This is a genomic window from Halogranum amylolyticum (genome assembly GCF_900110465.1).
In the GTDB taxonomy this organism is placed as follows: Archaea; Halobacteriota; Halobacteria; order Halobacteriales; family Haloferacaceae; genus Halogranum; species Halogranum amylolyticum.
The window spans coordinates 556,901-575,768 of the sequence record NZ_FODV01000001.1 but is presented as its reverse complement, the minus strand read 5'-3'; the positions used below and the strand labels follow the sequence as shown (position 1 = coordinate 575,768).

At 67.8% G+C, this 18,868-nt stretch carries 20 protein-coding genes; 15 read left to right on the top strand and 5 right to left on the bottom strand.

The window, feature by feature from the left end; all coding sequences use genetic code 11:
* The first annotated feature begins 106 nt into the window (after nt 1-106).
* From ahbB to BSG17_RS02855, 7 genes are all read left to right on the top strand, one after another.
* Nucleotides 107-1,213: a siroheme decarboxylase subunit beta gene (gene ahbB / locus BSG17_RS02885; protein WP_089820942.1), complete on the top strand. Its 1,107-nt coding sequence runs from the start codon at nt 107-109 to the stop codon at nt 1,211-1,213.
* A complete protein-coding gene (locus BSG17_RS02880; protein ID WP_089820941.1) occupies nt 1,214-1,885 on the top strand; it encodes a precorrin-2 dehydrogenase/sirohydrochlorin ferrochelatase family protein in 672 nt (223 codons plus the stop codon).
* Complete coding sequence (gene hemA / locus BSG17_RS02875) at nt 1,882-3,237, top strand: glutamyl-tRNA reductase (RefSeq protein WP_089820940.1); 1,356 nt, start codon at nt 1,882-1,884, stop codon at nt 3,235-3,237. Before BSG17_RS02880 ends, hemA begins: the two co-directional genes overlap by 4 nt.
* 63 nt (nt 3,238-3,300) lie before the next feature.
* Nucleotides 3,301-3,576, top strand: coding sequence for a 4a-hydroxytetrahydrobiopterin dehydratase (locus BSG17_RS02870; RefSeq protein ID WP_089820939.1), 276 nt, complete (start codon nt 3,301-3,303; stop codon nt 3,574-3,576).
* 9 nt (nt 3,577-3,585) lie between these two features.
* Nucleotides 3,586-3,963, top strand: a complete 378-nt coding sequence (lwrS, locus tag BSG17_RS02865) for an LWR-salt protein (RefSeq protein ID WP_089820938.1) — start codon at nt 3,586-3,588, stop codon at nt 3,961-3,963.
* 132 nt (nt 3,964-4,095) lie between these two features.
* On the top strand, nt 4,096-4,602 hold the full coding sequence (locus tag BSG17_RS02860) for a hypothetical protein (RefSeq protein WP_089820937.1): 507 nt from the start codon (nt 4,096-4,098) through the stop codon (nt 4,600-4,602).
* Nucleotides 4,603-4,781: 179 nt separating this feature from the next.
* Nucleotides 4,782-5,417 (top strand): HAD family hydrolase, encoded by a 636-nt coding sequence (locus BSG17_RS02855; protein ID WP_089820936.1) that lies wholly within the window; start codon nt 4,782-4,784, stop codon nt 5,415-5,417.
* A 12-nt stretch (nt 5,418-5,429) separates the two neighbouring features.
* Here the strand turns inward: BSG17_RS02855 and BSG17_RS02850 are convergent, their stop codons facing one another.
* From BSG17_RS02850 to BSG17_RS02840, 3 genes are all read right to left on the bottom strand, one after another.
* Nucleotides 5,430-6,167: a response regulator gene (locus BSG17_RS02850; protein ID WP_089820935.1), complete on the bottom strand. Its 738-nt coding sequence runs from the start codon at nt 6,165-6,167 to the stop codon at nt 5,430-5,432.
* A gap of 118 nt (nt 6,168-6,285) precedes the next feature.
* The gene (locus BSG17_RS02845) at nt 6,286-8,208 is read right to left on the bottom strand and encodes a molybdopterin biosynthesis protein (RefSeq protein WP_089820934.1); all 1,923 of its coding nucleotides are present in this window, start codon (nt 8,206-8,208) and stop codon (nt 6,286-6,288) included.
* Between the two features lie 85 nt (nt 8,209-8,293).
* On the bottom strand, nt 8,294-9,544 hold the full coding sequence (locus tag BSG17_RS02840) for a molybdopterin molybdotransferase MoeA (protein ID WP_089820933.1): 1,251 nt from the start codon (nt 9,542-9,544) through the stop codon (nt 8,294-8,296).
* A 175-nt stretch (nt 9,545-9,719) separates the two neighbouring features.
* Here BSG17_RS02840 and BSG17_RS02835 point away from each other — a divergent pair, with 175 nt between their 5' ends.
* Nucleotides 9,720-10,076 (top strand): Hsp20/alpha crystallin family protein, encoded by a 357-nt coding sequence (locus tag BSG17_RS02835; RefSeq protein ID WP_089820932.1) that lies wholly within the window; start codon nt 9,720-9,722, stop codon nt 10,074-10,076.
* A 7-nt stretch (nt 10,077-10,083) separates the two neighbouring features.
* A complete protein-coding gene (locus tag BSG17_RS02830) occupies nt 10,084-11,757 on the top strand; it encodes an ABC1 kinase family protein (protein WP_089820931.1) in 1,674 nt (557 codons plus the stop codon).
* A 30-nt stretch (nt 11,758-11,787) separates the two neighbouring features.
* Here BSG17_RS02830 and BSG17_RS02825 read toward each other — a convergent pair whose 3' ends face one another.
* Both BSG17_RS02825 and BSG17_RS02820 read right to left on the bottom strand, forming a co-directional pair.
* Nucleotides 11,788-12,822 carry an NAD(P)/FAD-dependent oxidoreductase gene (locus BSG17_RS02825; RefSeq protein ID WP_089821025.1) on the bottom strand — a complete coding sequence of 345 codons (1,035 nt, stop codon included), beginning with the start codon at nt 12,820-12,822 and terminating at the stop codon, nt 11,788-11,790.
* A gap of 113 nt (nt 12,823-12,935) precedes the next feature.
* Nucleotides 12,936-14,369 (bottom strand): sensor histidine kinase, encoded by a 1,434-nt coding sequence (locus BSG17_RS02820; RefSeq protein ID WP_089820930.1) that lies wholly within the window; start codon nt 14,367-14,369, stop codon nt 12,936-12,938.
* Between the two features lie 189 nt (nt 14,370-14,558).
* On the opposite strand from BSG17_RS02820, the gene BSG17_RS02815 reads away from it, so the two are divergent.
* From BSG17_RS02815 to BSG17_RS02790, 6 genes are all read left to right on the top strand, one after another.
* Nucleotides 14,559-15,218, top strand: coding sequence for an HAD family hydrolase (locus BSG17_RS02815; protein WP_089821024.1), 660 nt, complete (start codon nt 14,559-14,561; stop codon nt 15,216-15,218).
* A 53-nt stretch (nt 15,219-15,271) separates the two neighbouring features.
* On the top strand, nt 15,272-15,940 hold the full coding sequence (locus BSG17_RS02810; RefSeq protein ID WP_089820929.1) for a helix-turn-helix domain-containing protein: 669 nt from the start codon (nt 15,272-15,274) through the stop codon (nt 15,938-15,940).
* Nucleotides 15,941-16,168: 228 nt separating this feature from the next.
* Nucleotides 16,169-16,948: an aldo/keto reductase gene (locus BSG17_RS02805; protein ID WP_089820928.1), complete on the top strand. Its 780-nt coding sequence runs from the start codon at nt 16,169-16,171 to the stop codon at nt 16,946-16,948.
* The gene (locus BSG17_RS02800; RefSeq protein ID WP_342028324.1) at nt 16,945-17,340 is read left to right on the top strand and encodes a nucleoside triphosphate pyrophosphohydrolase; all 396 of its coding nucleotides are present in this window, start codon (nt 16,945-16,947) and stop codon (nt 17,338-17,340) included. The genes BSG17_RS02805 and BSG17_RS02800 overlap by 4 nt, the downstream gene beginning before the upstream one ends.
* 48 nt (nt 17,341-17,388) lie before the next feature.
* Complete coding sequence (gene msrB, locus BSG17_RS02795) at nt 17,389-17,805, top strand: peptide-methionine (R)-S-oxide reductase MsrB (protein ID WP_089820927.1); 417 nt, start codon at nt 17,389-17,391, stop codon at nt 17,803-17,805.
* Nucleotides 17,806-17,847: 42 nt separating this feature from the next.
* On the top strand, nt 17,848-18,804 hold the full coding sequence (locus BSG17_RS02790; protein WP_089820926.1) for a D-2-hydroxyacid dehydrogenase: 957 nt from the start codon (nt 17,848-17,850) through the stop codon (nt 18,802-18,804).
* Nucleotides 18,805-18,868: the final 64 nt, after the last annotated feature.

The following is an 18,868-nucleotide window of genomic DNA, read 5'->3' as shown; positions in this document are numbered from 1 at the left end:
CTCGACGATACTCTCCGCCGCCCCGACCGACAGCGGCGGCGCTGGGGGCGACCGTGGGTCGCCGTATCCCGCGTCGCTTATGCTTGGGCAGTCCCGAGACGAAGACATGAGACAGGTGGACGCGGACCTCTCCTCGCTCGACCGTGCCATCATCAACGCCTTCCAGGGTGGGTTCCCCGTCGTCGAACGGCCGTTCGACCCGGCCGCGGCGGCCCTCCGCGACCGCGGCGTCGACGTGAGTGAGTCGGCACTCTGCGACCGTATCCAGGAACTGGACGACGAGGGCGTGCTGACGCGGTTCGGCGCGCTCGTCAACGCCCAGGAGATCGGCGGCAACGCGACGCTCGTCGCGATGCACGCTCCGCCGGAACGATTCGACGAGATTACCGAACTGGTCAACAGTCACCTCGAGGTCGCACACAACTACGAGCGGGAGCATCCGCATCTCAACATGTGGTTCGTCGTCAGCGTCGCCGACGAGGACCGCATCGAGGAGGTGTTGGCAGAGATCGAAGCGGAGACCGGACAGGAGACGTACGACCTGCCGAAGATCCGGGAGTTCCGCGTCGAGGCGAAGTTCCTCGTCGACGGTCCCGTCCCGGAGGGCGACGTCGACCTCTCGACGCTCGGCCCCGACGTGACCCCCAGCGACCGGACGACGCTGACGCCCGCGGAGCGCGACCTGGTGCTGGAGATCCAGGGCGGTCTTCCCATCTCGGAGACTCCCTACGCCGACGTCGCCGCGGCGCTCGACGCGGAGGCCGAGTGGGTCGTCGAGACGATCAAACGGTTCGATCTGGAGGGGAAGATTCGGCGCGTCGGGGTCATCCCGAACCACTACGCGCTCGGCTACACCGAGAACGGAATGACCGTCTGGAACGTCCCCGACGATCTCGTCCCCGAGGTCGGTCCCGAGATCGCCTCGCTCGACTTCGTCACGCACTGTTATCAGCGCCCGCGCCACGAGGGGGTGTGGCCGTACAACTTCTTCGCGATGACCCACGGCCGCAGCGAGGAAGAGAGCCAGCGGCGCATTCAGGAGGTGCGCGAGAAGATGAGCGAGTTCTGGGACGTTGACGAGGTTCCCTCGTCGGCCCGCCGGACGCAGTCCGAGGACGTCGACGAGCAGGACTGGGACTCACTGTTCTCGACGCGCATCCTGAAGAAGACGGGTATCAGACTCGCGGACCGCGCGGAGGCCAACACGGAGTAGATGATCCCACTCGTTCACGACCTCTCCGGAGAGACGGTGCTCGTCTTCGGCGGCGGTCCCGTCGGTGCGCGGAAGGCCCGCCGCTTCGCCCGCGAGACGCGGACGGTCGTCGTCAGCCCCGCGTTCGTCGACCGCGAGTTCGGCGACGCGGAGTTGGTCAGGGCTGCGCCCGACCCCGTCGACGTCGGCGACTGGGTCGAGCGGTTCGAGCCGGCGGTCGTCGTCGCCGCGACGGACCGAAACGACGTCAACGAGGCGGTCGAGCGGGCGGCCCGCGACCACGGTGCGCTCGTCAACCGCGCCGACCACAGCGGCGGTCGCGACGCCGGCAGTGTCGTCGTCCCGGCGACGGTGGAGGACGACCCCGTCACTGTCGCCGTCTCGACCGGCGGCGCGAGCCCCGCCCTCTCGAAGTACCTCCGCGAGCGGATCGAGACCGAACTGGCGGGGGCGGGGGCGATGGCGGAGCTGACGGCCGGCCTCCGCGCGGAGTTGCGAACGCGGGACGTCTCCCCGACGGAGCGACGGGACGCGGTCCGCGCAGTTGTGCGGTCTTCACACGTTTGGAAGGCTTTACGTACGGGGGATGCAAATGCCCGCGAAGAGGCAGCGCGAGTGATCGGAAACGAGTTCGGAATCGAGATGGACGGCACACGAGGTGAGAGACCGTGAGGTACGGTGGCGTCATCACGGGTGTGACTGTCTCGCATTCGAACGCGACGATCGACGAGATCGAGGCCGCGTGTCGGGAGGACGAACGGACGTTCGTCGAGAGCCTCCTCGCCCGCGACGGCGTCGACGAAGCGTTCGTCGTTCAGACCTGCAACCGGGCGGAGGCCTACGTCGTGACGTCGAAAGCGGCGCGTGGGCGACAGATACTCGCTGAGTTCGCCCCCGACGTCCGCGACAGCGCGGTCGTCGAGATGGACCACGAGGAGAGCATCCGCCACCTGATGTGCGTCGCCGCGGGACTCGACTCGCTCGTCATCGGCGAAGACCAGATCATCGGGCAGCTGAAGACGGCGCTGGCGGAGGCCAGAGCGGTCGGCGGCATCGGCGAGATGCTCGACGAGACGCTCACGAAGGCGATCCACGTCGGCGAACGAGCGCGGACCGAGACCGCCATCAACGAGGGCGTCGTCTCGCTGGGGAGTGCGGCAGTCGAACTCGCCGAGCGGACGCTCGAGCTCGACGGGAAGACGGCGCTCGTCGTCGGTGCGGGCGAGATGGGGACGCTCGCCGCCCGCGCGCTCGACGGCACCGGCGTCGAGCGTGTTCTCGTCGCCAACCGGACGGTGCCACACGCCGAACACGTCGCGAGCGAGATCGAGACCGCCGCCAGCGCGGTCGCACTCGACGCGGTGCCGGCAGCCACGGCGACCGCCGACCTCGTCATCACCGCGACGGGGAGTCCGTCCTACGTGCTCGACGTCACGTCGCTGACGGAGGCGGGCGAGACGCTCGTCATCGACCTGGCGCAACCCCGCGACGTCGATCCGACAGTCCGGAAGGTCGACGACGTCACCTTCCACGACATCGACACGCTGGAGGCGGTCACCGAGTCGACCCGCGAACGCAGAGAGACCGAAGCCGAGAAAGTGTACGAGATGATAGACGAGGAGTTCGATCGCCTGCTCGACGCCTACAAGCGGAAGCGGGCCGACGACGCCATCAGCACGATGTATGAGAGCGCCGAGGCCGTCAAGAGCCGAGAGGTCGACACGGCACTGTCGAAGCTGGAGGCACAGGGAGAGCTCACCGACGAACAGCGCGAGACAGTGACAGCGATGGCGGACGCGCTCGTCGGTCAACTGCTCTCTGCACCGACGAAGAGCCTCCGAGACGCCGCCGCCGAGGACGACTGGACGACCATCCAGACGGCGATGCAGCTGTTCGACCCGGAGTTCGGCGGCGACCCCCCCGAACTCCCCGACTCGGCGATGCCGCGCGAGGGAGCGCCCGACGAGATCCCCGAGGGCGTCGACCGACCGGACCAACTGCTCGATCACCTCTCGAACGACTGACTGGGGACGGCGGCCGAGGCGACGAGCCAAAACTTATCCGCTCTCCAAAAGAATCGCCACGGTATGGCAGACCGACTAGACGACGACGAGATCGAACAGCGGCTTCCCGACGGCTGGGAGCGAGACGGCGACGAGATCACGCGGACCTACGAGTTCGACGACTATCTGAAAGGTATCTCGTTCGTGACCGACATCGGCGAGGTCGCAGAGGAGGAGTTCCACCATCCGGAGATCGTCGTCGGCTACAAGGAGGTCGAGGTCCGGCTGACGACGCACGACGCCGGCGGCATCACCGACAAGGACATGCGCCTCGCAGACCTGTTCGACGACGAGTACTGACGCCGGACCATGACCGCCGAATACGTCTTTCGCGTTCGCTTCCGACTCGACGCACCCGACGTGCGACTCGACCCTCGGGAGTTCGAGACAGTCCTCAGACTCCCAGCGGTCGACCCGGAGAGCGAGGACGACCCCGACGGCTGGCTGTTCTTCAGGGACAACCTCTGGCACGGCGAAGCCAACGACGAGCGGCATCTCCGTCAGACAGCGTCGGAGCTCCTCGGCGTCGACGTCACGAGCATCAGTTTCTCCGAACTGGCGATCGACGCGGCGGAGCTCGAGACGCTCCGTGCGGCGATCGCGGAGAACCTCGCGGAGTTCAACGCCGACGACGTCGACGAGGTGCTCCACAAGTATCTGGGGAGTTCGATCCGCGTCACCGACTGAGCGGCGACGAACGCCATGAGTGACGGGAAGCGACCCGAAGCGAAGCGGGCCGCTACCTGCGACCACTTCTCGACGGGAGACGACACCGCCCGAGAGCGAACAGTTTTAGTGACACGTTCGCTGCAACGTGGTATGCCCTCCGCGAGACCGCTCGTCGCACTCCTTTTCGTCGCCTCACTCGCTGGCTGTCTCGGCGCCGACGCCCTCCTCTCGCCCGCGCCGTCAGTCTCGGTCGAGAACCGATCGGACGTGAGCTACGCGGTGACCGCCACCGTCGTCCACACCGACGACCCGGTCGGAACGCTGCTGCTACAGTTCGACTATCGAGACGGGAGGACGTCGGCCGTCCCCTACTACGACCACGCCGTCGGCAACGACTTCGCCGTCCCGGCGAACGTCACCGGGGTGACGGTGGTCGGCGCCGAGCGGTCGTGGAAGACCGTCCTCGACCCCGGCGCGACAGCCGAGACACGCCTGACCGACTGGACCGACGGGGACGTGGTCGTGCTCACCTGGACGCGTCTCGACGACGGGACGGTCACGAAGGTGACGACGGTACCGTGTCGCTCTGCCGGGGTGGAGTACAGCGGACACGTCGACAGCGCCTCCGGTACCGGCGGAGCCAGCACCAGCTGTTGAACGGAGCGAGTGCTGTCGAACAGAGCGTACGCCGTCGGACAGAGCGTGTGCTATTGAACAGAGCGTGTGCTATTGAACAGAGCGTACGCCGTCGGACGGGACGCGTACTCGGTTCCGAGTGACTCCCGTCGACACAGCCGGAAAGCACATACCGGCCCATCGCCTAGTTCACTCTCCCTATGGTCGTCGACAGCTACGACTTCTGGCTTTTCGACCTCGACGGGACGCTCGTCGACGCCGAGTGGTCCTACACGCGCGACGTGTTCGACCGCGTCGGCGACCGACTCGACCGACCGTTCACCGACCGCGAGGCGGAGGTGCTCTGGCACGGACTCGGCGGCGCTCGCGACGACCAGCTGCGGGAGTGGGGGATCGAGCCGACGGAGTTCTGGCCCGCCTTCCACGCCGAGGAGGACCCGCAGATCCGCGCGGAGGCGACGTACCTCCACGAGGACGCCGCCGACCTCGTCCGGTCGCTCGAGACGCCCGTCGGCGTGGTGACTCACTGTCAGTCGTTCCTGACCGACCCCGTGTTACAGCATCTCGACATCCGCGACTGGTTCGACACCGTCGTCTGCTGCACCGACGAGTTGGGGTGGAAACCGGACCCGATGCCCGTCCGCCACGCCGTCGACGAACTCGGCGTCGACGCGCAGAGTACGGGCGTGCTCGCCGGAGACGGATCCAGCGACGTCGGTGCGGCCTGGAACGCGGGTCTCGACAGCATCCACGTCGAACGCCACGACCCCGCCCGCCGCGGGCAGTGTGTCCTCGGCGACTACCGGGTGCAGACGTTCAGCGATCTCGACGAGTGAGGTGCAACCTCGCTACAGCGGTCGGATCGCCACGTCGCCGTCGCTCGTGACGGCGAGTTCGTGCCCCCCGTACGGGAAGCGTACCTGGACACCGGGCCGTTCGTGACCTGACGGCGTCGGCCCGAGCAGGTCTGCGAGCGCGTCGGCGTCGATCGTCTCGAACAGCGGGACGTCGGTTCCCGTCCGTCTCCCGTCGAGCGTCTCGAGGGCTTCGAGGACGGTCGTCCCGAGCTCTTCGGCGTCCGACCAGTCGTGACGGCCGACGACCACCCACTCCTCGCCGAGTCTCGTCGCGGCGGCCTCGAACGAACTCGTCGCGGTGACGGGAGCCGTCGACGTCGGCGGGTCGCCGACGACCGTCCCGGACGCGTCGCGGCCCGCCTCTGTCACCTGTCTGGCTCGACTCTTCACGAGTTCGATCTCCTCGACGCCGGCCTTCTGAACGTAGTGGGTGACGTTGGCGGTGACGGCGTCCGCCGCGACGAGATCCCACTCCTTCCCCGTGAACAGAATGATCGGGACGTCGACGTCGACGTCGCGAGCGGCCGAGATGAACGGCGTCCCGTCGGCCGAGACCACGAAGTCGCTGACGACGCAGTCGACCTCGTGTGTCCGGAGCAGCCGGAGGCCGTCCTCGGCGGTCGGTGCGGTCAACGTGTCGAACGACGCCTCCCGGTCGAACAGCTGTTCGGAGAGTTCGAGGAACTCCGGGTCGTCGTCGACGTGTAGAACGGTGCACTGCGCGGTCATACCCTCCAGATAGGCGGGCTGTAGCTTAAATTACTCGTTTAAATGTATGGCAACGAATACATTCGTCGGAGGGAAGGAGTCGGCGGTTCGGTGCGTTCCAGCGCCTCCCAACACCGCTTCAGCGCGTCTCGTAGCCGTCGAGCGTCGCGACGATGCCGTCGACGTCGTCGAGCGCCGCCTCCAGCGCCCGGACCCCCGGTTTGTCGACGCGGGTCGGGTTCGCTCTGATCACGACGTCCTGACTGCCGAGCGAGACGAAGCCGAGTCCGAGTTCGGCCGCGGTCGCCCGCAACCCGAGTCCGACGTCGGCGCTTCCCGTCTGGACCTTCCGCGCGGGACTCTCGTGGGCCTTGACCGTGAGGTCGAAACCGTCGACGGCGTCGACCAGACTGTGCCGTTCGACGCCGCGTCGCTCGGCCAGTTCGGCCAGCGCGTTCCCGAGACTGGTCCGGAGTCCGGAGTTGGTGTCGCGGTTGACGAAGCGCAGGTCGCGGTCGACGAGGTCGGCGAGAGCGGTGACGTCCGCCGGGTTACCCGTGGGGACGACGAGTCCCCACTCGCGGGTCCACCCGCCGAGGTCGACGGCGTCGACGTCGCGGTCGACGGGGCCGGCGGCGACGGCGACGTCGGGAACTCCGTCGCGGAGGCGACGCAGCCCCTCGCGGCTTCCGACGGGGAGGTAGCGCGGACTGTCGAGTCGGTCCAGCAGGCGCGACAGCGCCGGGTCGTCCTCGCCGACGCCGAGCAGCGACGGCGGCCGGACGTCCGGCGAGAACAGGCGGACGGTCACCGTCTCGCCCTCGGCGAGATAGCTTGTGTCCGGCGGCACCTCGACGACGCCGTCGGCCTCGACCAGACTCGTCGTCGCGCCGCTCCCCTTGTCGACCGGGTAGACGAGCGTCTCGCCCGCGTCGACGGCGTCGCCGTCGGCCGTCTCCGACGGGCCGCTCTCGACGAGGCCGACGGGCATCAGTCGCATCCGGCCCTCCTCGTACCGCTCGCGGACGGCCATCCGTCCGGTGACGGTCGCCGTCCGCGGCTCGGGGAGTCCGGCCGCCCGGCGGATCGCGGGGGCGACGAACGTCCGGAAGATGGTGAGCGCCGAGACCGGATATCCGGGAAGGCCGACGTAGGCCCCGCCGCCGAGCGACCCGACGAGCATCGGCTTACCGGGTTTGACGGCGACGCCGTGCAGGAGGAGTTCGCCGCGGTCCTCGATGACACGGTAGATGACGTCGACCGCGCTGGCCGAGGTCGACCCCGAAGAGAGCACGAGGTCGCACTCGTCGGCCGCCTCCAAGAGGATGCGCTCCATCTCCTCGTAGTCGTCGCCGGCGTGGGGGTAGAGCCGGGGTTCGCCGCCCGCCTCCTCGACCCCCGCGGCGATGGTGTAGCTGTTGACGTCGTAGATCTGCCCGACCCCGCTGTCGAGGTCGCCGCCGGGGCGGACGAGCTCGTCGCCCGTCGAGACGATACCCACGGTCGGTCGCCCGCGAACGGGCACCTCGTCGACGCCGAGCGCCGACAGCAGGCCGATCTCGCGCGGCGTGATCCGCGTCCCGGGACCGAGCGCCCGCGACCCGGCGGCGATATCTGCACCGGCCAGCATCACGTGGTCACCGGGTGCGACGGCCTTCCGGATCAGGATCTCGTTCTCACCCCTTTCGTCGGTCCGCTCGACCATCACCACGGCGTCCGCGCCCGGCGGCATCACCGCGCCGGTCGAGATCTCCGCACAGCTCCCTTCGCTCACCTCGACGTCCGGTCTCGCGCCGGCGTGGACCTCGCCCGCGAGGTCGAGCGCGACGGGGTCGGCCTCGTCGGCCCCGAAGGTGTCGCTCGCGCGGACGGCGTAGCCGTCCATACTCGCCCGGTCGAAGCCGGGGACGTCGAGTTCGGCGTCGAGTCGCTCCGCGAGCACTCGCCCGCGAGCGTCGTCGAGTGGGACCGTCTCCGGCTCCGGGTCGAGGTCCAGCGAGGCGATGGCGGCGTGGGCCTCCTCGGGCGGAGCGAGGTCGCGGAACTCCTTTCGATCCGTCATTCGAGTTCACCTCGGATTACTGACGTCGAAAGTCGTAGCGCGCGCAGCGGCGATGCCGCGAGCACGACCGTCTTTCGGACGGAACTCACGCCGACCACTCCCAGTTCTCGACCGCGACGGTCTCACCTTCGGCGATCCCCTCGCGTTCCTCCGGGACGACGACCCACCCGTCTGCGAGGGCGACGCTGGAGAGGACCCCCGACCCGCTGGCGCGGGTGGGGGTCGCACGTCGTTCGGGTCCGTCGTCTCCGTCTTCGTCTTCGTCGCCGTCCGTTCGGTCGACTTTCACTCGGACGAACGTCCGCGTCCCGGGGTCGCTCGTCACCTTCCGCGTCAGCGTCGCCTCGACGGTCGGCTGGTCCTCGACGGGCAGCCGTCCCATCCGCTTGAGCACCGGCCGGAGGAACTGCACCGCGTTGACGATGCAGGCGACCGGGTAACCCGGCAGCATCAACACGGGCGTCTCTTCGACCACGCCGAGCGCGACGGGGTGTCCCGGTTTCAGCGCGACGCCGTGTACCAGCACCTCGCCGAGTTCGTCGACGACTTCGGGCGTGTAGTCGCGCGCGCCGACGGAGGAGCCGCCCGTGAGCACGACGACGTCCTTCGTCAGGTCGCGCTGGATGGCCGCCCGGAGTGCCTCGGGGTCGTCGGTGACGACGTCGCGGTACGTCGGAACGCCGCCCCACCGGGAGACGAGCTTCGAGACGGTGAGACCGTTCGTCTCGATGACTTCGCCCGGAGCGGGGTCCGACTGGACGAGTTCCTCGCCGGTCGGGACGACGCCGACGGTCGGGTAGTCGTAGACCGCCACCTCGCGGATGCCGACGGACTTCAGGAGGCCGAGATCCGACGGGCGGAGGCGGTGGCCCGGTTCGTACAGCGTCTCGCCCTCGGCGACGTCCTCGCCGACGGGGCCGACGTTCTCCCCCTCGGCGACGGCGTCGAACACCTCGAGCTCGTCGCCGACGGCGTCGGTCTGTTCGATCATCACGACCGCGTCGGCCCCGTCGGGGAGTTCGCTCCCCGTGTGGACGCGGACGGCCTCGCCGGGGACGACTTCGTCGTCACCCTCGCGCAGGACGCTCGGCGAGCGGTCGGAGGATCCGAACGTGTCCTGTGCCCGGACGGCGTAGCCGTCCATCGCCGCCCGCTCGTAGCTGGGGACCGGGTTCGGCGCGGTCAGCGGTTCGGCGACGGTTCGATCGTCCGCTCGCTCGAGCGGGACGCGGTCGGTCCGCTCGTGTGGCGTCACCGCCTCCAGCAGCGTCTCGCGGGCGGCGGCGACGCGGGTTCGGTCTTTGAACCCGGCGCGTCGCAGGTCGTCGTGGCTCATACGCGGGCGTTGCGGCCCGAAGGTGAAAGCGTCTGCCCTCGCGGAACCCGTCCGATTCGGACTCGGACGTGTCGACGCCCAGACTCGTCTGACGTGTCGCCGACCGCCGACCGATACACCGGAAATCACCTCACCTACCGCGGCCTTTTTCGACCCCCGGCCCCAAGCACCGTCCATGTCAGCACTGCGTGACGCGCTGCGCGAACTCCCGGAGGCCGTCTTCGCGGACCTGCTGGAGAGTGACGACGCGTATCTCATCGTTCTCGATCTCCCCGGTGTCTCGGGTGAGACCGCTGACATCAGCATCGAGAACAACAAACTCGTCATCGAAGCGCGTCGTGAGAAGTCGCTCCCCCCCGAGTTCCGCTACGTGCGCGAGGACCGTTCGCTGTTCCTCGACGCCGAGATCCCCCTCCCGCCGGATGCGACCGGTGCCGGTGCGGACGCCGACATGGAACGCGGCGTCCTCGAGATCAGACTCCCGAAGCGCGAGGCCGCCCCCGAGCAGACTATCCACATCGAGGACGCGTAAGTCCGGGGTGGTTAGCCTGGTCAATCTCCGTGCCTACTGGCGGTTTCTGCTCGTCTTCTACCAGTTCTTCCCGCTCATCGTCGCCTACACGCGTGACCGCAAGCGGTTCGTCCTCTTCGGCAGTTCCCGACGCGTCGACGCGGCGACACGGACCCGACGAGCGGAGGTGCTACTCGACTCGCTTCTGACGCTCGGACCGACGTTCATCAAACTCGGGCAACTGCTGTCGACGCGGCCGGACATCCTTCCGCCGGAGTACGTCGACGTGCTCTCCAGTCTCCAAGACGAGGTGCCGCCCGCCGAGTGGGACGAGGCCAAACAGGTGCTCCAGGAGGAGCTCGGTCCCGTCGACGACGTGTTCGACGACTTCGACAGAGACCCCATCAGCGGGGCCAGCCTCGGACAGGTCTACCTCGCCGAGTACGGCGGCCAGAAGGTCGCGGTCAAAGTGCGTCGACCGGGGATCGAAGATCTCGTCGAGGCCGACTTGCGCGTGATCCGGTGGTCGCTCCCACTCGTCCAGCGGTTCATCGGACAGGGACGCGCGTTCTCCTTGGAGAACCTCGCCGACGAGTTCGCCAAGACCATCCGTCAGGAGATGGACTACAGCCGCGAAGGGCGGATGCTTGAGGAGATCCAGGCAAACTTCGCGGACAACGACGACATCCGCATTCCGAGCGTCGTCGAGGGCGTCTCCGGGCCGCGAGTGCTCACGATGGAGTACCTCCCGGGCGTGAAGATCACCGACCTCGCGACGCTCGACGAGATGGGGATCGACCGCCACGAGCTCGCCGAACGGCTCCAGCGCATCTACCTGCAGATGATCATCGACGACGGCGTCTTCCACGCCGACCCCCATCCGGGGAACCTCGCCGTCGACGACGACGGCGCGGTCATCTTCTACGACTTCGGGATGAGCGGTCGCGTCGACTCGTTCATCCAGCAGAAGATCGTCGAGTTCTACATCGCCGTCGCCAACCAGAACATCGACGCCATCCTCGACACGCTCGTCGAGATGGGGACGCTCTCGCCGGAGGCCGACCGGCAGGTGATGGCCGACGTGATGGAACTGGCAATCGCCGACGCCCGCGGCGAGGACATCGAGCAGTACCGCGTCAACCAGATCATCGAGCAGGTGGAGTCGACCATCTACGAGTTCCCGCTTCGCCTCCCGCGGAATCTGGCGCTCGTCCTCCGGGTCGCCACCGTCGTCGAGGGCGTCTGCGTCACGCTCGACGAAGAGTTCGACTTCATCTCCGTGGCGACGGAGTATCTCACACAGGAGGGCTACCGCGAGGAGACGATCAAACAGATCGCCGGCGACGTCTCCGAACAGCTGCAGGCGACCTCGCAGTCGCTCGTTCGCGTCCCACCGAAACTGGAGCGCGTCCTCGACCGCGTCGAACGCGAGAACCTGACCCTCGACGTCCGCATCGAGGACAAGAACCGTGTGTTCGACAAACTCGCAAAGCGTATCGCCTTCGCCATCTTCGTCGCCGTCGGCATTCTCTCGTCGGCGATCCTCTACGCGTTCGGCGGGTCGTGGGAACCCGCGGCGGCCGTCGCCGCGCTGACGCTCCCCGTCGTGTTCCTGCTGTATCGGTCGTTCCGGGCGAAAAAGGGGCTGCGCGCCAGCCCGCAGTTCACCCGGCAGAACCTCAAACAGCGACGGGACGACTGAGGTCGAGCGGTCACGTCGGCGGTCGGGCGCTCACAGCCTCTCCTCGAGCCGTTCTCCCGCGTCGATCCCGTTCCAGAGCGCCGCAGCGACGCGGCCGTCGCCGACGACCCAGTCGCCCGCGAAAAAGAGGTTCGTGTCCTCGGCGCTCCGGACGACGTCCTCGACCGCGCCGTCCTCCGGGAGCGCGTACCGCCACCCCTGGTCGTCCACCCAGTCGGGGTCGTCGAGTCGCTCGTCGTCGAGCAGCGTCGCGACCGTCTCGGCGACGGCGGGTGCGACGTCGTCCAGCGGGTCGTCGTAGTGGTCGGTGGACCACTCGGAACTCATCTGGACGACGAGGAGACTCTCACCGTCGGGGACGTGGCCCGGTTTGCACTCCTCGCGTGCGAGCCACCCCACCTCGTGTTCCTTGTCGGTGTTGACCAGCGCGTAGTACGGCGTGTCGAGTTCGAAGGGGTAGTGGAGGACGACCGTCCTGACCGTCCGGTAGTCGACCGCGCCGACGGCCTCGATCAGCTGCGGGAGCCGGTCGTCGTTCCACTTCGCCTCCGCGAGGAGACCGGCGGTCTGGGGCGCCGGGGGCGTGAGGAGCAGTCCGTCGAACGGGCCGTAGTTCGCTCCCTCGGTGTCGGTGAGATACCAGCCGTCGCCACGTTCGAAAGAGGCGATACGGGTCGGCTGTTCGACCGTCGCGTCCGTCCGGGCGAGCAGTCGTTTGGCCAACTGGGTGATCCCCTCCGTCCACGTCCACTTGGGGCTGTCGCCGCGTTGCTCGTCGCCCTCGCGTATCCGGCCGTCGGCGTCGAACGTCCAGACGGGCGCCTCGACGTCGACGAGCCCCTCCTCGCCGAGCTCGCGCAGGAGCGCCGTCGTCCGGTCGTCGGCCCCCTTGACGTAGTTGGCGCCGTGGTCGTACCGACACCCCTGCTTGCGGCGGGTGGCGGCGCGGCCACAGACCCCGCGACTCTTCTCGAAGACGGTGACGTCGATGTCGCTGTCGCGGAGGGCGTACGCCGCCCCCGATCCGGCAGCGCCCGCGCCGACGACGGCGAGCGAACGGGTCACTGCTCGACTCCAGTGCGTGAGGGTCCGGTGATCGTGCTCATCACTCGTCACTACGGTCGGGCGACTCAAAAACGGATGCAACCCGGCACCGAGGGGAGACGACTCCCTGCCGCTCACCTGCTAGGGCGGAGGCGGACCACGACGGTGGTCCCTCCGTCGCCAGTTTCGAACGCGAGCGACCCGCCGACACCGTCGACGACCCAGTTGACGAACCAGAGTCCCAGTCCACTGCCGTGGTTGAGCTGGTCCTCCTCGCCCTGTTCGATCACCGTGACCTCCTCGACCGGGATGCCGGGACCGTTGTCCGCGATACGGACCTCGACCGGGTCGGTCGCCGTCTCCGGAGTGCGCACGGCGAGCGAGATGCGTGGTCGGTCGCCCCCGTTGTGGACCGCCGCGTTCTTCAGGAGCTGATAGAACGCCTCGGCGAGCGACGGCGTCCCCAGTGCGGTCACCGACGCCGGGACGTCGAGGTCGACCGGGACGGAGGGGTAGGTTCGCTCGAACGTCTCGAGCGCCTCTGCCAGGAGTGTGTCGAGGGCGACCGGTTCGACGCCGTCGACCTCGCCGACGATCTGCTCTATCTTCCGCGCGGTGTCGCTCAACTCCGAGAGCTCGCTCGCCGTCTCCGCGACGACGTCGGCGAACTCCCGGAGCGGGGAGTCGGCGTCGACGCGGGCGGCGATGAGGTCGGCGTACCCGCCGACGACGTTCGACCGCGTGCGGATGTCGTGGCGGAGAACGCGGTTGAGCACCGTGATCCGTTGCTTCGAGCGCTGGAGTGTCTGGTGCTGTCGTTCCTGTTCTGTGATGTCGACGCGACAGTCGACGACGTACTCGACGCCGACGGGACGCCCCGTCTCGAAGACGCGGTCGCTCACGAGACGAGGCGTTTCGAGCGGCGTCCCGTCGGCGTCGAGTAGCGTCACACGGTCGCTGTCGGTCAGTTGAGTGACCGAGTCGACGCCAATCTCGTCGAGCAGTCGCTGGAGGTGACCGTTCTGCTTGACGATCTCCCGGTCCCTGTTCATCACGAAGATCGCGACCGGGGCGGTCTCCAGGACGCGAGCGAGCAGCTCCCGTTCCTCGTCGCGCTGTCGCTTCATCCGCTGCCGCTGTTGCCGCGTCCGCCGCTCCTGCGTGACGTCGATGCCTCGCGACACGAGTGCGTCGACCGACCCGTCGTCGGCGAACGCGGGCCACAGCGAGACGTGGAGCCACCTCCCGTCGGCGAACGCCCGGTTCTGTGCCTCGAACTGGGCGAGTTCGCCGCCGGCGGCGGTGGCGAGCGCCTCGCGGACCCGTTCGCGTGCGGCGTCGGACCACCCGGGGAGTTCCGGGAGCGACTGACCGACGAGCAGCCGCTCCTCGACGCCGAGCGACTCGACCGTCGTCCGATTGACGTGGAGGATGGTTCCATCGGGAGCGAGGAGACTCACCATCCCCACCGGGTCGCGGAACAGCGCGTCGAACCAGCGACCGGTCTGAGAGAGGTCCGGTGGTTCCCCGCCGAGTCGAGTCGACTCGCTCCGACAGTCGTCGTCCACTACAGGGGAAGGGACGGTGACGTCGTGTAAGTTTATCTCTACTTCCGCTACTAATATTTAGTAGAGACCGACCGAGCGAGGCGTCGACCGTGGCGGTCCAGAGACGCAGAGACGGGTGACGGACCGAGGACCGTCGGTGGCGGGACGAACGCCGAAACGGGTTTGAGCGAGCGCGCCGTCTGTCGTCTCGTGACATACGACGCGGTCCTCTTCGACAACGACGGCGTGCTCGTGACCCTCGTCGAGCAGGAGGTGCTCCGTCGGGCCGCCGCCGAGACGTTCGCCACGCTGGACGTCGACCCACGTCCCGACCACGTCGACGAGATGACCGTCGGCGTGACGCCCGACGCACTCCAGCGGGTGTGCGAGACGTACGACCTCGACCCGACGGAGTTCTTCTCGTTGCGCGACCGCCACTCCTCGCAGCGCCAGCAGGCGGAGATCCGGGCCGGTCGCAAGACGCTCTACGACGACTTCGACGCGGTGCAGCGCCTCGAGCACCCGCTGGGTATCGTCAGTTCGAACCAACAGGAGACGGTCGACTTTCTCCTCGATCACTTCGACGTCGGTCACCTCTTCGAGACGGCGTATGGCCGGGAACCGACACCCGAGAGCCTCCACCGCAAGAAGCCGAACACGTACTATCTGGAGCAGGCGCTCGCGGATCTCGAAGCCGACACCGCCCTCTACGTCGGCGACAGCGAGACGGACCTGTTGGCCGCCCACGCCGCCGGGCTCGACTCGGCGTTCATCCGACGACCTCACCGCGCGGACGCCGACCTCGACACCGCACCGACGTACGAGATCGACAGTCTCGACGCGATACCGGAACTCGTGACCAGTCGGTGAGGACGCATCGAGTGCCCCCAACACATTACCGTCGGGGGTGAGAATCGGGGCTTATGGCTATCATTCTCGAGTTCTCCCTCCCGGCGAGTTCGTTTGCGCTCGGAGATGCACTCGAGGCCGCCTCAAACGTCGAGATCGAACTAGATCGGGTCGTTCCTACCGAACAGCGGACCCTCCCGTACCTCTGGGCCGAAGGCGAGGAGCTAGAGACGTTCGAACGGCACGCAGCGTCCGCGTCGACCGTCGAGCAGTTTCGGCTGGTCGAATCGATGCCCGAGCGACGGCTCTACGAGGTCGAGTGGACCGGCGCGGTAACGCGCATCGTCAAGGGAATCGTCGGCGCCGAGGGGACGGTCCTCGACGTCCACGCCGCCGGGAACGAGTGGGAGTTCAGACTCCGGTTCCCCGACCGAAGCTACGCAAAGGAGTTTCAGTCCCACTGCGTCGAAACCGAGACGCCGGTCGACCTCTCGAAACTGTACGACCTCTCGAAGTCCGGATTCAGACAGGAGTACAGCCTCACCGAGAAACAGTACGACGCGCTCCAGTTGGCCTACGACCGCGGCTACTTCTGTGAACCCCGCGAGGCAGACCTCGCGGATCTCGGCTCCGATCTCGACATCTCTCCGCGCGCCGTCTCCTACCGCTTGCGACGGGGTATCTCGGGGCTAGTCGAGCACACGATCACGACTCCGATGTCGTCCGACGGCAGACAGAAATAAACACCTGCACAATCGAACCAGTCGCCTGTTACGGGTAGGCGGAGAATCTCTCCGTGGAGAGCCACGGGCACGACTCTTGCCCGGAGTGGGAAGTCGGCGGTACGTGCGCTTTGCCTCTACGTGTGTTCCGTCGACGACGTCCCGACGTTCCGTGGGTTCTCCCGTTTTAGAGACGTCGATACCGACCCCGACCCGACCGTCTAAGTGTGACGGCCGTGAGACGACGGTATGGACGATCCGCTCTCTCCGATCGGTCTCGGGACGATGGGGCTGGAGTTCCCCACCGGCGCCGAGACGGTCGCGACCGCTCTCGACGTCGGCTACCGCCACCTCGATACGGCACAGATATACCACAACGAGCACGTCGTCGGGGCGGGTGTCGCCGGAAGCGACATCGACCGCGACGAGGTCTTTCTCGCCACCAAGGTCTGGGCCGACAGCCTCACGCCCGACGCCGTCCTCGCGAGCACGCAGGCGAGTCTCGCCCGTCTCGGCGTCGACGCCGTCGACCTCCTCTACGTCCACCGGCCCATCGAGAGCTACGACCCCGACGAGACGCTGCCGGCGTTCGACGCGCTCGTCGACGCCGAGAAGGTCCGCCACGTCGGCGTCAGCAACTTCACCGTCGAACAGCTCGACACGGCCCGCGAGACGCTCCAGTCGCCGCTCTTCGCCCACCAGACGGAGTACCACCCGCTGTTCCAGCGACCCGACCTGGTCGAACACGCTCGGCGACACGACTACACGCTCGTCGCCTACTCGCCGCTGGCGGGCGGGAAGGTGTTCGACGTTCCCGAACTGCAGGAGGTGGCAGCGAAACACGACACCACCGAGGCCGCCGTGAGCATCGCGTGGCTCTCGTCGATGGAGAACGTCGTCGTCGTCCCCAAGGCCTCCAGCGAGGCACACCTCCGGGCGAACTTCGAGGCACAGGAGTTGGAGCTCGACGACGAGGACGTCGCGGCCATCGAAGCCATAGACGACGAGGTCGAACTGTATCCAGAATGAGTGACCGAGACGATCGGGCAGACGGAGCCGACGGAACGGATGGAGCCGACCGAGTCGACGGGGACGACCGAGCCGGCGAGACGATCGAGTTCGACAAACTCGTCCGCGACCGGATCCCCGACCTCGTCCGCGAGAGCGGCGACCGCCCCGAGACCCACGTCGCCGACGACTCGGAGTACCGCCGACGGCTCCGCGAGAAACTGGTCGAGGAGGCAACCGAATTCCGCGAGTCGGGCGACGCCGAGGAGCTGGCGGACGTGCTCACCGTCGTCGGCACGCTCTGTCGAGTCGAGGGAATCGACCGCGAGGAGGTCGAACGCCTCGGCCGCGAGAAGACGCAGGAACGCGGCGGGTTCGAAGAACGGATCGTCCTCGAACGCGTCCGGAAGTAGGGTCACCGACGGGCAACGTCTATCCGCCTTCGGCCCCTGTTGTCACGCATGAGTGACTCCAGCGGCGAGAGCCAACGACTGCCGCAGACGGACGAAGAGTGGCGCGAGCGACTGTCCGACGAGGAGTACCGCATCCTCCGAGAGAGCGGGACCGAGGCGCGCTTCTCCGGCGAACACGTCGACCGGACGGACGAGGGCGTCTACAAGTGCAAGGGCTGTGGGACGGTGCTCTTCGAGTCGGAGACGAAGTACGACTCCTCCTGCGGCTGGCCGAGTTTCTACGCCGCCGAGGACGCGAACATCGAGACGCAGACCGACACCAGCCACGGGATGCGTCGCATCGAGGTCCGGTGTGCCACCTGCGACGGCCACCTCGGACACGTCTTCGACGACGGTCCCCAGCCGACGGGCAAGCGCTTCTGTATCAACTCCGTCGCGCTCGACTTCGAACCGGCAGACGAGTAGCGCGGGCGAGGCTATTTTTGTTCCCGCTGTGAGCGGCCGGTCATGAGCGACGGACTCCGACTCCTGATCCCGCATCACGTCTCGCCGGACCGCACCGACGACCTGCTGTCGGCCCTCGAAGGGGTCGTTCCAGCCGAGCACGTCGTCGTCGCCGACACCCCGACCGAATCGTTCGAACACGCCGAAGCGGTCGAGGGGATCGTCACCTACGACCTCGACGACGACCTGCTCGCAGCGGCGACGAACCTCCGGTGGATACAGTGTCTCAGCGCCGGCGTCGATCACTACGACCTCGAGGCGCTCCGTGAGCGGGAGATCGTCCTCACCAACTCCTCGGGTATCCACGCCGAACCGATCGCCGAGCAGACGCTCTGCTATCTACTCATGTTCGAGCGCGGGCTCGTACAGGCGACCCGCCAGCAGGGGCGCGGCGTCTGGGAGCGGTTCGAGGGCGGCGAGTTGCGCGGCAAGACGCTCGGCGTCGTCGGCGTCGGGTCCATCGGGACGCGAGTCGCCGAACTCGGCGCCGCACTCGGGATGACCGTCGTCGGGACCAAACGGGACACGAGCGAACGTCCCGCCGCCGTCGACGAACTGTTCGCGGCCGACGACTACCACGAGGTGCTGCGACGCTCGGACTACGTCGTCCTCGCCGTCCCGCTCACCGAGGAGACCCGAGGACTGCTCGGCGGCGAGGAGCTCCGTCTCATGTCGTCGGACACCGTCCTCGTCAACGTCGCCCGCGGCGACGTCGTCGACGAGGCGGCGCTCACGGCGGCGCTCCAGAACCGGTCCATCAGGGGGGCCGCGCTCGACGTGTTCGAGACCGAACCGCTGTCCGCCGACTCGCCGCTGTGGGACCTCTCGAACGTCGTCGTCACGCCCCACATGGCCGGGTCGACGCCGAAGAAACCCGAGCGGTGGCGGGAGCTCCTCCGACAGAACTACGAGGCGCTCGACGCCGGCGACCTCGAAGCGATGGTCAACCGCGTAGTATGAGCCGAGAAACGTCCGGTTTCGCCGAGAGTTCCCTGTGCGGGGGCGACCGCTCAGACGCTCCGAC